The organism is Citrobacter freundii ATCC 8090 = MTCC 1658 = NBRC 12681, from assembly GCF_011064845.1.
Classification (GTDB): Bacteria; Pseudomonadota; Gammaproteobacteria; order Enterobacterales; family Enterobacteriaceae; genus Citrobacter; species Citrobacter freundii.
In genome coordinates this window covers 643,202-658,525 of the sequence record NZ_CP049015.1, presented here as the reverse complement: position 1 = coordinate 658,525, position 15,324 = coordinate 643,202, and the positions used below count along the sequence as shown (strand labels likewise).

General features: G+C 53.3%; 14 protein-coding genes and 1 pseudogene. 8 read left to right on the top strand and 7 right to left on the bottom strand.

The genetic code is table 11. The features are described from left to right. Positions 1 to 19 precede the first annotated feature (19 nt). Together G4551_RS03235 and G4551_RS03230 are read right to left on the bottom strand one after the other, a co-directional pair. Positions 20 to 322, bottom strand: coding sequence for a BrnA antitoxin family protein (locus G4551_RS03235; RefSeq protein ID WP_003837217.1), 303 nt, complete (start codon positions 320 to 322; stop codon positions 20 to 22). Beyond that, entirely contained in the window at positions 309 to 596 is a 288-nt protein-coding gene (locus tag G4551_RS03230) for a BrnT family toxin (protein ID WP_003837215.1), read from the bottom strand. The genes G4551_RS03235 and G4551_RS03230 overlap by 14 nt, the downstream gene beginning before the upstream one ends. A 234-nt stretch (positions 597 to 830) precedes the next feature. Here G4551_RS03230 and G4551_RS03225 point away from each other — a divergent pair, with 234 nt between their 5' ends. From G4551_RS03225 to symE, 5 genes are all read left to right on the top strand, one after another. Next, on the top strand, positions 831 to 1,997 hold the full coding sequence (locus G4551_RS03225; protein ID WP_003837213.1) for a restriction endonuclease: 1,167 nt from the start codon (positions 831 to 833) through the stop codon (positions 1,995 to 1,997). A 95-nt stretch (positions 1,998 to 2,092) separates the two neighbouring features. Continuing rightward, positions 2,093 to 4,522 carry an EcoAI/FtnUII family type I restriction enzme subunit R gene (gene hsdR / locus G4551_RS03220; RefSeq protein ID WP_003837210.1) on the top strand — a complete coding sequence of 810 codons (2,430 nt, stop codon included), beginning with the start codon at positions 2,093 to 2,095 and terminating at the stop codon, positions 4,520 to 4,522. 74 nt (positions 4,523 to 4,596) lie between these two features. Continuing rightward, positions 4,597 to 6,066, top strand: coding sequence for a type I restriction-modification system subunit M (locus G4551_RS03215; RefSeq protein ID WP_003837208.1), 1,470 nt, complete (start codon positions 4,597 to 4,599; stop codon positions 6,064 to 6,066). Next, positions 6,066 to 7,802 carry a restriction endonuclease subunit S gene (locus G4551_RS03210; protein WP_003837206.1) on the top strand — a complete coding sequence of 579 codons (1,737 nt, stop codon included), beginning with the start codon at positions 6,066 to 6,068 and terminating at the stop codon, positions 7,800 to 7,802. The genes G4551_RS03215 and G4551_RS03210 overlap by 1 nt, the downstream gene beginning before the upstream one ends. A gap of 215 nt (positions 7,803 to 8,017) precedes the next feature. Beyond that, positions 8,018 to 8,362 (top strand): endoribonuclease SymE, encoded by a 345-nt coding sequence (symE, locus tag G4551_RS03205; protein ID WP_003837204.1) that lies wholly within the window; start codon positions 8,018 to 8,020, stop codon positions 8,360 to 8,362. Between the two features lie 86 nt (positions 8,363 to 8,448). On the opposite strand, the gene G4551_RS03200 is transcribed toward symE, so the two are convergent. The 4 genes from G4551_RS03200 to G4551_RS03185 all read right to left on the bottom strand — a co-directional run bounded on the left by G4551_RS03200 (position 8,449) and on the right by G4551_RS03185 (position 11,351). Then, positions 8,449 to 9,513, bottom strand: a complete 1,065-nt coding sequence (locus tag G4551_RS03200) for a DUF2955 domain-containing protein (protein WP_003837203.1) — start codon at positions 9,511 to 9,513, stop codon at positions 8,449 to 8,451. After that, a complete protein-coding gene (locus G4551_RS03195) occupies positions 9,503 to 10,570 on the bottom strand; it encodes an HlyD family secretion protein (RefSeq protein ID WP_003837201.1) in 1,068 nt (355 codons plus the stop codon). The genes G4551_RS03200 and G4551_RS03195 overlap by 11 nt, the downstream gene beginning before the upstream one ends. Positions 10,571 to 10,576: 6 nt before the next feature. Next, positions 10,577 to 11,041 (bottom strand): MarR family winged helix-turn-helix transcriptional regulator, encoded by a 465-nt coding sequence (locus G4551_RS03190; RefSeq protein WP_003019178.1) that lies wholly within the window; start codon positions 11,039 to 11,041, stop codon positions 10,577 to 10,579. A gap of 145 nt (positions 11,042 to 11,186) precedes the next feature. Next, entirely contained in the window at positions 11,187 to 11,351 is a 165-nt protein-coding gene (locus G4551_RS03185) for a DUF1127 domain-containing protein (protein WP_003019180.1), read from the bottom strand. A gap of 177 nt (positions 11,352 to 11,528) precedes the next feature. Here G4551_RS03185 and G4551_RS03180 point away from each other — a divergent pair, with 177 nt between their 5' ends. Next, a complete protein-coding gene (locus G4551_RS03180; protein WP_003837198.1) occupies positions 11,529 to 12,941 on the top strand; it encodes an aminotransferase-like domain-containing protein in 1,413 nt (470 codons plus the stop codon). A gap of 51 nt (positions 12,942 to 12,992) precedes the next feature. On the opposite strand, the pseudogene G4551_RS03175 reads toward G4551_RS03180, so the two are convergent. Further along, a pseudogene (locus G4551_RS03175) lies at positions 12,993 to 13,382 on the bottom strand (ISNCY family transposase); the annotation flags it as partial. 185 nt (positions 13,383 to 13,567) lie between these two features. Between G4551_RS03175 and G4551_RS03170 the strand changes: the two are divergent. Then, positions 13,568 to 14,383, top strand: a complete 816-nt coding sequence (locus tag G4551_RS03170; protein WP_003837195.1) for a helix-turn-helix domain-containing protein — start codon at positions 13,568 to 13,570, stop codon at positions 14,381 to 14,383. Between the two features lie 48 nt (positions 14,384 to 14,431). After that, complete coding sequence (locus G4551_RS03165; RefSeq protein WP_003837193.1) at positions 14,432 to 15,082, top strand: LysE family translocator; 651 nt, start codon at positions 14,432 to 14,434, stop codon at positions 15,080 to 15,082. The last annotated feature ends 242 nt before the right edge of the window (positions 15,083 to 15,324 follow it).

The window sequence follows — 15,324 nt, the reverse complement described above, 5'->3', positions numbered from 1 at the left end:
CTGCCCCAGTATATTCTGACTATTTCTTATTTTGCTCGCGCAGCATCGCTTCGCGCAAAATGGCATTAAGGCGCGTCTGATATCCTTTTCCTGGACGTTTCAGCCACTCCATCACATCGGCATCAATACGCACCGAGGCCTGCGTTTTTAACGGACGGAAAAACTTACCGCGTGTGGCCTCTGACCACTGCTTATCTTCGGTCACGGGAATGTCACTGTAATCGATATCATCGTCCGGTTTATTCGCCAGCGCTTTCAGTTCAGCCTCATGCTGAGCACTCAGCGCAGATATGCTGCCGCGTTTATGCTTAACCATGTTCATAACGACTCCTCTCCTTACTGTCTGCTTTTCTGGCACTGATGATACGAATGACTTCAAAGCCACTTTCAAACCTAACGCTATGGGCAACCAGAATAACCACAATGCCATGAACGAGGCCGATGGTCTGCCAGCGATACTCACCGTTCTCATGCCGATCCTGCCGCGAAAGATGTTGGGGATCGTCAAACACCAGCACCGCATCCTCAAACCGGACACCGTGTTTTCTCAGGTTACTTTGTGCCTTGTTTGCATCCCATTCAAACTCCATTGGCATGTATTTCATCCCTAATTGTATATACAAAAATGTATCTACAATTATCTTATGATTATAGCGAAATTGTTGGAAATAACATCACATTTTGCTGTTGATAGGATGAACTTTAGTAGGCCGGATAAGGCGCAGCCGCCATCCGGCACAGGCAGTTTTCATTCCGATAAGTGATTCATCCCATGGAATTTTTCACCTGGTGTGGCAAGCTATTGCCATTGCACTCGTTAAGGGACCAACGTGAAAAATTACAAAGTGATTACCCCGCTTTTTCCGACCTACGCCCAGGTAAAAGCGATGATGAAAGCCGTTTCAGGCTATTCCCTGAAAGCCGTGCGCGATATGATTACTGCCATTCACGAGCAAACAGGAACACCGCAACAACCCGTTGACTGGTCCGAACCGGATCTGTGGATCAGCGAGCGCTTGTCAGGTGAAGATGCCGAAATCGCCCGCCGCATCTGGGATACCGATAACCATATTCTGAACCCTCGCCACAGCTACGGCTGCTACTTATTCCTTAACTATCCTCAGTTTGACCTGATGAAAAGCACGCCAGATGATGCCTGGCAACCCACTCCCCGTGGGCAACAATTTCTGCATGATGACGAAAAGACATTGCGCTCATTAGACGATCAGGAAGGCATCCTGCAGCTTCTGGAACTGCTGGCAGGCAGGGAAATGTCGCGTCGCGCGGATTTACTTCCCGAATGGCAGGCCTTTTTGCACCAGCACTCCAAATTCGCCTCTGCCAGTTCAGTAAAAAGCACACTCTACTCTCGCCTGTATAACCTGATCGACCGTGAGATGGTGAACCGCGAAGGCATGAGCTATCGCATCACCGATGCCGGACGCGTCTGGCTTGGAAAAGCGCTACCGGCACGAAAAAGCGATCCGCGTAAAGAGCTTTTGGACGCCGTGAAGCGCTACAACGAGCAGCAAAAAGAGCTGCTGCGCGAACAAATCAGCACCATGAATCCGTACAAGTTTGAGCATCTTGTTGGGCAATTGCTGGAAGCCATGGGCTACGAACAGGTTGAAGTGACCAAAGCCTCCGGCGATAAAGGCGTGGACGTGATTGGTCAGGTACAGGTGGGCATTACCACCATCACCGAAGTGGTGCAGGTAAAACGGATGCAGAACACCATCACGCGTCCGTATATCGATCAGCTACGCGGCGCACTGCCTTACCACAAAGCCATTCGCGGCACGCTGATCACTACTGGCAAGTTTGCCGCCAAATGCGCGGAAGCAGCACTGTTTCCGGGAGCCGCCCCTATCACGCTGATTGACGGCGATCGCCTGCTTGAAATGTTGATTGAAAATAACGTCGGGATTCGACGCAGCAATGCGGTCGAGCTGCTGGACGTGGATTTACAGCTGTTTGATGAGCTGGAGATTGAGTAACGTGCAAAGCGCGGTAGCAAAGCCATTTCTGTTCATGGCTTGCATAACAATATTGTGTAAAATCAGAGCAATCCCATTATCGGTAGAGAACGGACATGGCTGACCTGAACCTGAGTACCCTGACGGAAGCAGACATCATCACCAAACGCGTTATGCCCGCCATCCTTGATGCTGGCTGGAACGACACAACGCAAATCAGACAAGAGGTCAAACTCCGGGACGGTAAGGTCATCGTGCGCGGCAAAGTCGCGGCGCGTAGAACGGTGAAATCTGCCGATATCGTGCTGTATCACAAGCCGGGGATTCCACTGGCGGTCATTGAAGCCAAAGCCAACAAACACGAAATCGGCAAAGGGATGCAGCAAGGCATCGAGTACGCGCGCCTGTTGGACGTTCCTTTCGTCTTTGCCACTAACGGCGACGGTTTTATTTTCCGTGATGCCACGGTTGCTGACGGCGAATTAATGGAAAAACCGATTACCCTCGGCGAATTCCCTTCTCCCTCGGAACTGTGGCAAAAATTCTGCTTATCAAAAGGCTACACCGCCGCTCAGCTCCCGGTGATTACTCAGGACTACTACGACGACGGCAGCGGCAAAGCGCCGCGTTATTACCAGCTACAGGCCATCAACAAAACCATTGAAGCCGTCTCCGCCGGGCAGAACCGCGTTCTGCTGGTGATGGCGACCGGAACGGGAAAAACCTATACCGCCTTCCAGATTATCTGGCGCTTATGGAAAGCGAAAAGTAAGAAGCGGATCCTGTTCCTCGCCGATCGCAACATTCTGGTCGATCAGACCAAAAATAACGACTTCCTGCCGTTTGGCACGGCGATGACCAAGGTCACCGGGCGTACCATCGACCCGGCATTTGAAATCCACCTCGCGTTGTACCAGGCCATCACCGGCCCGGAGGAAGATCAAAAAGCCTTTAAACAGGTAGCGCCGGATTTCTTTGACCTGATTGTGATTGACGAATGCCATCGCGGCAGCGCTTCCGAAGACAGCGCGTGGCGCGAAATCCTCGACTACTTCAGCGCCGCCACGCAGATTGGCTTAACCGCCACGCCGAAAGAGACCCATGAAGTCTCCAGCACCGATTACTTCGGCGACCCGGTGTATATCTACTCGCTGAAAGAAGGCATCGAAGACGGCTTCCTTGCCCCATACAAAGTGGTGCGCGTTGACATCGACGTCGATCTCCAGGGCTGGCGCCCGACCAAAGGCCAGACGGATAAAAACGGCGAGCTGATCGACGACCGCATCTACAACCAGAAAGATTTTGACCGCACGATGGTGATTGATGAGCGCACCGAACTGGTAGCGAAAACCATCACCGATTACCTCAAGCGCACCAACCCGATGGATAAAACCATCATCTTCTGCAACGACATCGATCACGCGGAGCGGATGCGCCGCGCGCTGGTCAATCTCAACCCGGAGCAGGTCAAGAAGAACGACAAGTACGTGATGAAAATCACCGGCGATGACGACATCGGCAAAGCCCAACTGGATAACTTTATTAATCCCAAAAAGGCCTATCCGGTTATCGCTACTACTTCCGAGCTGATGACCACCGGCGTCGACGCAAAGACCTGCAAACTGGTGGTGCTGGACCAAAACATTCAGTCGATGACCAAATTCAAGCAGATCATCGGCCGCGGCACCCGCATTGATGAACGCTACGGCAAGCTATGGTTCACCATCCTCGACTTCAAAAAGGCTACCGAACTGTTCGCCGACGAGCGCTTCGACGGCATCCCGGAAAAGGTGATGGACACCACGCCGGAAGATATCGCCGACCCGGAGTCTGATTTTGAAGAGCAGTTCGAAGAGCACGACGAAGAGGTTGAAGACGTTGTTACCGGTGCCGATGAAGATCCCGCGCCGTATACCGTCACCGGTGCAGACGATGTCGGCCCGCTGCCGGAAGACGAAGAAAACAAAGTGCGCAAGTTTCACGTCAACGGCGTGGCCGTCGGCGTGATCGCCCAGCGCGTGCAGTATTACGACGCCGACGGCAAGCTAGTCACCGAATCCTTCAAAGACTACACCCGCAAAACGCTGCTCAAAGAGTACGCCTCGCTGGATGATTTCACCCGCAAATGGCAGGACGCCGAGCGCAAAGAGGCCATCATCAAGGAGCTGGAGCAGCAGGGGATCATCTGGGAAGTGCTGGCGGAAGAGGTCGGGAAAGAGCTCGACCCGTTCGACATGCTGTGCCACGTGGTGTATGGTCAGCCGCCGTTAACCCGCAAAGAGCGGGCGGAGAACGTGCGTAAGCGCAATTACTTCACCAAATACTCCGACGCCGCGCAGGCGGTACTGAATACGCTGCTGGATAAATACGCCGATGCGGGCGTGCAGGAAATAGAGAGTATTCAGGTGCTGAAGCTCAAGCCGTTCGACAGCATGGGTACGCTGCCGGAGATCATTAAAAGCGGATTCGGCGACCGTAACGGGTATAATCAGGCCATCAGCGAGCTGGAGAGCGAAATCTACCACTTACCGCCCCGCTCCGCGTAACCACTCCCCTTTTGCGCCTTCTGCTGCCACCGCGTAGCAGAAGGCCTTATTGTTAATGAAACATGGAATACATCATGTCAATCAGTTCAGTTATCAAATCCTTACAGGACATTATGCGCAAAGACGCCGGCGTGGACGGCGATGCGCAGCGCCTCGGCCAGCTCTCCTGGCTGCTGTTTCTGAAAATCTTTGACGCCCAGGAAGAGGCGCTGGAACTGGAGCAGGATAACTATCAGTATCCGATCCCACAGCGCTACCTGTGGCGCACCTGGGCGGCAAACGCCGAAGGCATTACCGGCGATTCCCTGCTGGAGTTCGTCAACGATGACCTGTTCCCGGCGCTGAAAAACCTCACCGCCCCCATCGATAAAAACCCGCGCGGCTTTGTGGTCAGACAGGCGTTCAGCGATGCCTATAACTACATGAAAAACGGCACCCTGCTGCGTCAGGTGATCAACAAGCTCAACGAAATCGACTTCACCAGCGCCAGCGAACGCCACCTGTTCGGCGACATTTACGAACAGATCCTCAAAGATCTGCAATCAGCGGGTAATGCCGGTGAGTTTTATACCCCGCGCGCCGTCACCCGCTTTATGGTCGATCGCGTTGATCCGAAGCTCGGCGAGTCAATTATGGACCCGGCCTGCGGCACCGGCGGCTTCCTCGCCTGCGCGTTCGATCACGTAAAAAACAACTACGTAAAGAGCGTGGCCGATCACCAGACGCTGCAACAGCAGATCCACGGCGTGGAGAAAAAGCAGCTCCCGCACCTGCTGGCGACCACCAATATGCTGCTGCACGGCATCGAAGTGCCGGTGCAAATTCGTCACGACAACACCCTCAACAAGCCGCTGTCGTCGTGGGATGAACAGCTGGATGTGATCGTCACCAACCCGCCGTTCGGCGGCACCGAAGAAGACGGCATCGAGAAGAACTTTCCGGCAGAGATGCAGACCCGCGAGACGGCGGATCTGTTCCTGCAATTGATTATTGAAGTGCTGGCGAAAAACGGCCGCGCGGCGGTGGTGCTGCCGGACGGCACGCTGTTTGGCGAAGGTGTGAAAACCAAGATCAAAAAGCTGCTCACCGAGGAGTGCAACCTGCACACCATCGTGCGTCTGCCAAACGGCGTGTTTAACCCGTACACCGGGATCAAAACCAACCTGCTGTTCTTTACCAAAGGCCAGCCGACGAAAACGATCTGGTTCTACGAGCACCCGTACCCGGCGGGCGTGAAGAACTACAGCAAAACCAAACCGATGAAGTTTGACGAATTCCAGGCCGAGATCGACTGGTGGGGCAACGAGGCCGACAGCTTCGCCAGCCGCGTCGAGAACGAGCAGGCGTGGAAGGTCAGCATCGACGAGGTGATTGCCCGCAACTTTAACCTCGATATCAAAAACCCGCACCAGGCGGAAACCGTCAGCCACGACCCGGATGAACTGCTGGCGCAATATGCCAAACAGCAGGAAGCGATCCAGACCCTGCGCCACCAGCTGCGCGATATTCTCGGCGCGGCGCTCTCCGGTAAGGAGGTCAACTGATGGCGGTGGAAAAACTGATTGTCGACCACATCGATACCTGGACCACGGCGCTGCAAACCCGCTCCACGGCAGGGCGCGGCAGCTCGGGCAAGATTGACCTGTACGGCATTAAGAAGCTGCGCGAGCTGATTCTTGAGCTGGCGGTGCGCGGCAAGCTGGTGCCGCAGGATCCGAACGATGAACCGGCGTCGGTGCTGCTCAAACGCATTGCGGTGGAAAAGGCCGAGCTGGTGAAGCAGGGGAAAATTAAGAAACAGAAGCCGCTGCCGGAGATTAGCGAGGAAGATAAACCGTTTGAGCTGCCGGCGGGGTGGGAATGGGTGCGACTAGGGGAGGCATTTTATATTGAAATGGGTCAAAGTCCTTCCTCACAATATTACAATCAAAGCGAAGAAGGGATTCCTTTTTTCCAGGGGAAAGCGGATTTTGGGAAAAAGTATCCTACCGCCAGATATTGGTGCACATCACCAACAAAGCTAGCGCAAAAAAATGATGTTTTACTTTCTGTTAGAGCACCAGTCGGTCCAACTAATTTATCACCTTATCATTGTTGTATTGGTAGGGGATTGGCGGCAATACGTTGTTTGAGTGATGCACCACATGAATATCTTTTGTACATACTCAAAGCATCCCAACGACGTCTTGAGGAATTAGCCACAGGTACAACCTTTGTTGCCGTATCTAAAACAGATATTGAGCCTTTGCTCATGCCCATTCCTCCGTTAAATGAGCAAATACGTATTGTCGACACTATAGATAGGCTTATGTCTCTCTGCGACCAACTAGAACAGCACTCCCTGACCAGTCTGGACGCCCATCAACAGCTGGTTGAAATCCTGCTAACCACGCTAACCGACAGCCAGAACGCCGATGAACTGGCCAAAAACTGGGCGCGTATCAGCGAGCATTTCGACACGCTGTTTACCACCGAAGCCAGCATTGACGCCTTAAAACAGACCATTCTGCAACTGGCGGTGATGGGCAAATTGGTGCCGCAGGATCCGAACGATGAACCGGCCTCTGAACTGCTCAAACGTATTGCTCAGGAAAAAGCGCAACTGGTGAAAGACGGGAAAATTAAAAAGCAAAAACCGTTGCCACCGATTAGCGATGAGGAAAAACCGTTTGAGCTGCCGGATGGGTGGGAATGGTGCTGTATTGATGACTTAACGTTTGTTTCCGGCGGAATACAAAAACAACCCAAGAGACGACCTATTAAGAACCATTTTCCTTATTTACGGGTTGCTAATGTTCAAAGAGGCAATATTAATATTGATGAGCTTGAGAGATTCGAACTAGAACCTCATGAGTTAACTTTTTGGTCGTTGAAAAAAAATGACATTCTAATTGTTGAAGGTAATGGTAGTGCTGATGAAATTGGTCGTTGTGCTATTTGGCTGGCTCCAATAGAAAAATGTGTTTATCAAAATCATTTGATAAGAGTTCGAGGAATAATGGACGGACATCAAGAATTTATTGCATTATACCTAAACTCTCCATCTGGTATTAAAGAAATGCAACGGCTCGCTGTTACCACCAGCGGTTTATATAATCTCAGTGTAGGTAAGATCAGAGGTATAACAATTCCATTACCACCTCTTAATCAACAAAATTTGATCTTGTCAAAAATAAGAGAATATATTTTTATCTGTGAAAACCTAAAAATCTCGCTCCAATCCGCCCAACAAACCCAGCTCCACCTGGCCGACGCCCTCACCGACGCCGCCATAAATTAACCCGCTCACAGAAATCAATAAAGCGGCTAAATAGCCGCTTTATTCCCATCACCAGAAATAATCCATCCCCGCATCCACGCCGTTATTTTCATTCATTTTCAGCTGGACTTTCCTTCTATTCCCTGATGATATATCCAGGTATTTATCGCAAGACGCCCGTGCTGCAACACGAGCGCCTCGCTAATCACAATCCCTATTTCGAAGGAATAGCAATCATGACTACCCCGCATTCTATTGCAGAATTCACCGATCCAGAAGTCTCCCCGGCAAATAATCGTCTGGGTACCGTCAGCTATGCGAGTCGTTATCCGGATTACACGCATGTTCCGGCAATTATTATGAAAGGCCAGTGGCTGGCCGCCGCCGGTTTTACCACTGGAACCCCATTCGATGTCAGAGTGATGCCAGGCTGCATTGTGCTGACGGCAAAACTGCCGGAGCCGGAAGAACCGGCGTTATTACAGTCGCTGCGTCGGGTGTGCAAGCTGTCCGCGCGTAAGCAACAGCAGGTGCAGGAGTTTATCGACGTAATTTCAGCCAAGACACGCAGACAGGGATAATCCCCGCGCGCTGCGCTTACCGGGCCTACAAACCTTCTTCTGTAGGTCGGATAAGGCGCAGCCGCCATCCGGCACTGGCCCCCCACTCACTCGGTGATCACAAATCGTGTCGCCGCAAAGCAGTTCAAAACGCGGTGCACCAGAAATACCATCGTTAACGTGGCCAGCAGCGCGACGGTAACGGAAGTGATGCGATAGAGATCGCTGAACACCAGGTCCTGATCCGGATGCAGGTTCTGGCCGAACATAATGCCGATGGTGGTGATACTGGCAAAACCCACGCCCGCACCGACTTTTTCCATCACGTGCAGGCGGGCGCTGAACGCCAGTCCAAGGCCAATCAGCGGCATCATCAACAGCATATGGTTGCTGAAATCATAGATAAGCAGTTGCACCAGCAGAATATACAGGCAGGCCAGCACCACGCCGACCACGCGCCAGAGAGAGCTCAACACCGCGCCGCGATAATGCATCGGAAACAGGATCAAAATGCCCGCCATCAGCGCCGACAGCGAATCGCTCAAGTCGCAAATCTGAAAGACCACAAAAATCATTGTCGCCACCGAACCAGAAAGCAGCGACTCGTGGCGAACCCGGGCGTCATCTTTCTCAATGCGCGGCGGCGGCTGGCGGGGTTCCACGTCCGGGATCAGATAATGCAGCAACGCGCTTAGCGCCACCGCCATGACGCAGGCTTCCATATTGGAGAACATCAGCGTATGCCAGTTGGTGGTGGGATAGCTCATAAAATTGAGCATCGTGCTCTGGCACACCACGCCCATTGAGCCGAACAGAAACAGCGGTCCTTTGCTCATCAAACGAAAACGCATCACGTACAGGCCAAATACCACCAGCGTCATAATCAGCGGCCATTGTGAGAGATAGCCGACAATCAGCACCATTTCGACGCAATTCACCGCCGCGCTGAACACAAACTGTTTGGCCACATGGCGGTTGAACACCGGTACCAGCGACAGCAGCATCAGCGGATAAACCACAAAGAACACGCCGTACTGCACGTTATAAAAGGTCGAGATACTCAGCGCGATTGTCCCGGCAACCGAGATACGCAGGGTCTGGCGAAAATCATTGGCGGTGTAGACAATATTCCCGTGCGGCGTAAAGACGTGAGCCAGGGTGTTAATAGACATAATGCAGCCAGCTAACGAGATGGATCTGCGCTCCGGCAAAGGTGCGGGCGAACATCCCTTCGCTGTTATACAACTGCACTGTGGCGCGTGCCCCGGTCGGCAACGGCGTGTCGAGCGGTTCGTTCAGCGCGACGTGAATACGCATACGCTGGGCATCGCGCACCCAGCGGGTAGACTGTTCCGGTTGCGACAGCTGGCCGTTAACCTGCTCCTGACCTGCCAGAATACCGGCATCGCTGCTGGTAACGCGAGCAGAGAAAACCTTGCCCGGCATGGCGTCGAACACTACGGCGGCATCGGTATCCACCCGGGTGTGGCGCAGGCTTTTCTCGCGAAAGTCGGCCACGATATCGGTCTGGTGGCTGACCAGCGCCAGCAATGGCGTGGCGGCAGTGGCATAAAGTCCGGGACTAAGCTGGAGATTGCTCACCGTGCCGTCGGTCTGTGCATACACTTTGCTCCAGCCGAGGTTCAGTTGCGCCTCTTCCAGCGCGTTACGGTATTTTTGCAGCGTCACGTTGCGGTTTTCATCGCGCTCGCCCCGTTGGATCAGCAGGTTCTGAATACTGGCATTGAGCGCCGACACCGACTGCTCGCTGGTTTGCCAGGCGGTGCGCACCTTGTCGAGATCGGCTTGCGACACGTTCTGCATGGCGCTCAGGCGCTGATAGCGGTCAAAGGTGGTCTTGTCGTTCCGGGCGTTGAATTGCGCGGTGCGCAGGTTGGCACGCACAGAGGCGATCTGCGCATCCAGCTGTTGGTTGCTCAGCTTTGCCTGCTCAAGGGCGATTTGCGCAGCCTCGACCTTATTGATAAACGGCGTCGGATCCAGTTCGTACAGCAAATCGCCCTTTTTCACCTGGCTATTGTTATGCACATGCACCTGCGAGACGTAGCCGGATACGCGTGAGGAAACAGGCGTTACTACACGCATCACCGTAGAGTCCGGTGTTAGCGGGATCCAGATATCGGCAACGATAAACCAGGCGAATATTACCAGGAAAGCGGCAATACTCACCCTTACCCAACGGGCAAATTTTTGTTCTGGGGTCATCATAGTTTTTTAGTGTTGATTGTCTTCTTCGCGGATTGTCCGCAAATTGCAGGCGAGTTGATTTAAGGTCGAGCTAAAGGCGGCAAGCTCCGCTTCGGGGATGGTACACGTGACACGATGTTGGTAGTTCTCAATCACCCGGTTTAGTTCTTCCAGCCTTGCGCGGCCTTGCTCGGTCAGCGTGAGCAGGCGAATGCGTTTGTCATAAGGCGATGTGGAACGCAGCAGATAGCCGTGTTTTTCCAGCTGTGAGAGGGTGCGCATCAGCGGCGGCAGTTCAATACCCTGCACCTCCGCCAGTTCACTGACCGAGACGTTGTCTCCCAGTTGATACAGCTGCATCAGTACCGTCCAGCTTGACTGCGTCAGGCCAGTGTCGGTAATGGCTGCATCAATAATGGCCCGCCACTGGCGCACCACCATTGCCATGCGCATCCCCATCGGGCGGCGGGCAAACAGTTCATCTTCAGTCATGTATCCTTCCCCTCATCGCTGAGAAGAAAATAATACTTATCAGGGTAAGTATCAAGAAACACTGCATTCAGAAGCATGAATTGATAAATCTCATGAATACAAAAGAGGCCGGGCGATAACCCCAGCCTCTGTCGATGAAAGAAAATCACTCCACCTGATCGCGTCGCAGTCCGACGTCCCGCAGCCGCTCGTCGCTCATCTGTTGCAACAGGCGCCGCGTTTGCGCTCGCAGCCGCCACGCCTTGTATGCCCGCCAGATCAGTACAAACCCAATAAACGGCTGTTTTGCTTTATTCTCGTGAAATTCCATACCTTGCCTCCCCGCCTTGCCAGAGGCTTTATCTTCACGGATTTGGCCCAAAACAATACAGACTCACAAAGTACTTTTATTTAACATACAGATTGGTTAAAAAGAGTTCTGCATCGCTTTTTTCACGCCAATCTGTACCGGTTTGTTAATCTGTATGGTACCCATGAGGGATACAGCATGACGCGTTACCAACATCTGGCCAATCTGCTGGCCGAACGCATTGAGCAAGGTCTGTATCGCCATGGCGAAAAACTGCCTTCGGTACGCAGCCTGAGCCAGGAGCACGGGGTCAGCATCAGCACCGTCCAGCAGGCATATCAGACGCTGGAACAACTACGGCTGATCACGCCGCAGCCGCGTTCCGGTTATTTTGTCGCACCACAAAAAGCACAGCCGCCGGTGCCGCTGATGTCGCGCCCGGTCCAACGTCCAGTCGAGATAACCCAGTGGGATCAGGTGCTGGACATGCTTGCAGGTCATGCAGACAAATCGATAATCCCTTTTAGCAGTGGCGTGCCCGATATCAATCAACCCAGCCTGAAGCCGCTCTGGCGCGAGCTAAGTCGCGTGGCGCAGCATAATCTCAAGGCGGTTCTGGGCTACGATGAATTACCAGGCTGTCGCGAATTGCGTCAACAGATTGCCCGGCTCATGCTGGACGGAGGTTCGGTCATCAATGCGGATGATATTGTGATCACCAGCGGGAGTCAGAGCGGGATGTCACTGGCGCTGCTGGCAGTCTGCCAGCCAGGGGATATCGTCGCCGTAGAATCGCCCGCCTATTACGGCACGATGCAGCTGCTACGCGGATTAGGGATCAAAGTTATAGAGATCCCAACCGATCCGGATACAGGGATCAGCATTGAAGCGCTGGAACTGGCGCTGGATCAGTGGCCGATTAAAGGGGTGATTCTGGTTCCTAACTGCAATAATCCCCTCGGATTTATTATGCCGGATGCGCGTAAACGGGCGGTGCTCGCCCTCGCCCAGCAGCACGATATTGTTATTTTTGAAGATGATGTGTACGGAGAGCTTGCCACGGAATATCCCCGTCCGCGCACAATACACTCCTGGGACAGCGATGGTCGGGTGCTACTGTGCAGTTCATTTACCAAATCCGTGGCGCCGGGGTTGCGCGTCGGTTGGGTTATTCCCGGTCGTTATCACGATAAATTTCTGCATATGAAATATGCCGTCATCGGCACTAACGTTCCTGCTACGCAGCTGGCGGCCGCCGCTTTCGTGCGCGAGGGGCATTATCATCGGCATGTTCGCCGTATGCGTCAGATCTACCAGCGCAATATGGAGATCTACACCTGTTGGGTACGGGAATACTTCCCCTGCGGGATCTGCGTCACCCGACCAAAAGGCGGCTTTATGCTGTGGGTTGAGCTGCCGCACCAGGTCGATATGGTCTGTGTCGCTAAGCAGCTCTGTCGCCTCAAAATCCAGGTTGCGCCGGGTTCGCTGTTCTCCGCATCAGGAAAGTATCGCAACTGCGTACGCATCAACTGCGCGTTGCCGCCAAACGAGAAGCATCGGGAAGTGATGCAGAAGCTCGGCGAGGCGGTAAAGTTGGCGATAGAGTAAATCAGACCGCCCGGTGCTACCGGGCTGGCGATAGCACGGATTAAGCCATTTTTAATGGCTTACGCCCTGAATATCGTCAACGGAAAGTCGGGTAATTTTTTGCACCGTGCTGAGATCAGTACCGTCGGCCAGCATGGTGCGGGCAATACGCAACGCTTCAGTACGTTGCCCCTCAATAAGACCTTCCTGCTTGCCTTTTTGCGCGCCTTCCTGCTGACCTTCGAGCCACCCTTTTTGAAATCCAGCCTCATGCAATCTGTCCGCGATCGTCATCAAATGCTCCTTATGCTGCGGTGAACGTTCAGCAACCCCACGAATAAACTCACTGAAGCGAGGTGCATCGCCAGTTTGCAAAATATAATTAAACAGCGTCTTTATCTGGCTGTCATTAGTCACTCCAGTAAGTAGCAAGGAAACAATTTGCTCAACAAACCCCATAAGGAAGCCACACCCTCACCTGCAACTTTCTCTGTTTGCGAGACGATTTCCGGGATGAAAACGTCCCTATGTAACGTCTGCATTTGTCTGGAACCCGTCACGCAGAATCGCTATCTCAATGCACATTCCCACTTTTTCACCACTCGGCCTGTGCTATAACGAATCATTACTTTCAGGGAGGACGCGATGTGACGCACACCCGGGATATTCCACAATCGTTCTGGCGTGATGAACAGCTCCCGTGGCTGGAACTGCGCAGCACCTGGCAAAGCCAGCAGGCCTATAAGCGGCATCACCACTCTCAGCTCTCGATTGGAGCAATTCTCGAGGGGGAAACGTGCTGCCTGTGCGATGGCAAGGAATACCATCTGCAGGTGGGCGATCTGATTGTGATCCCGCCACTGGCACCCCACAGCTGCAACCCCGTTAACGGGCAGTTTCGCAGCTATCACATGCTTTATCTTGATGCCCGATGGTGTCTTGCTAGTCTGCCTGCGCAGAACAACAATCAGCGGCTTTGCACGCGCGATCCCGTTATCCGCGATCGGCAATTGTTCCAGCACTATGTAAACCTCGTGGCACTTATGCAGCAACGGCAAACGACGCGGGTAACGGATGCCGCACAAGCATTGCTACGTTCGCTGCCGTTGCAGTCGGTAGCACCGGAAAACCTAAGCGCCGCCAGCCAGTATCTGCGCGAACGGTTGCAGTCCAACCTGCAGGCTCCGCCCTCACTCGATGAGCTGGCACATGAGTGTCACATGCGTAAAGAAACGCTGATCCGTACCTTTAAGCAGGACACCGGGCTGACGCCAGGAAGTTATCTGAACATCATACGGATTGACTATGCCCGCCAGCGGCTGCGGGCCGGGGACGAAATTGCCGATGTCGGCTATCAGAGCGGGTTTGCCGACCAGAGCCATTTCCATCGCACCTTTGTTCGCTACACCGCCGCCACACCGCGCCAGTACGCGTTGGGGCGATCAATATCAGACAATAATTAGCGCTGCGTCAGGCGTACGGTGATCTCAGATTCATTGTCTGAGGTCGCTATGTCGCTGCTTTCTGTACTTTTTCCGTCTGCTTTTCCCGCGCTGGCGCTGGCACATTTTGTCGCACTACTCAGCCCCGGTCCGGACTTCTTTTTACTGGTCGGTTATGCCGTACGATACCGGATGCGCGACAGCACCGGGCTGTGCGTGGGGATCGCTATCGGCAACGGGCTGTATATCCTGCTGGCAATTATCGGTTGGGGGATCCTGCGCCAGCTTCCCCTGCTGTTTACCATTATTGAGCTGCTGGGCGCGCTCTATTTATTGTGGATAGGCAGCCTGCTGATACGCAGTCGCCCGCAAACTCTGACCGGAACAGATGCCCGGTCTACCTGTCCAGGATTTGGTAAACAGCTGCTGCTGGGATTGGGTTCGTCACTGCTTAACCCAAAAAATGCACTGTTCTATCTGGCGCTAATGACCGCCCTGCTCGGCCCGTCAGTGACGCTGCTACAACAAACCATGAGCGGGATCTGGATGACCAGCGTGGTGCTGTGCTGGGATCTGCTGATCGTGATGTTCATCGGCTTACCGCAGATCCAGCGGCGGTTAACCAGAGGGATCTTGTGGGTAGAGCGTATAGCTGGCGGTGTATTGATTATCTTCGGCTGTGCTATCGCGCTGCGGTTTTTGCAGAGCATCGTAGTCTGATTTGCGGTGCGATTTTCTACACATAAACAGGATAAACTCGTTTAATTAATATCCAATCCGCATTACACTGCGGATGGTTATTACCCGTTCAACCTACTCTTCCTGAGGTGCGATGTGCTGATTGTTACCTGTAATCGTTACGTTTTCTGACCCCGCGTTAGTGAGCGTTTCTCCTGTTTGCGCTTCACGCAGGCAGCGTTTTTGATTACATGAAATTCAGTACATTTGCAGTCTGCTTTTAT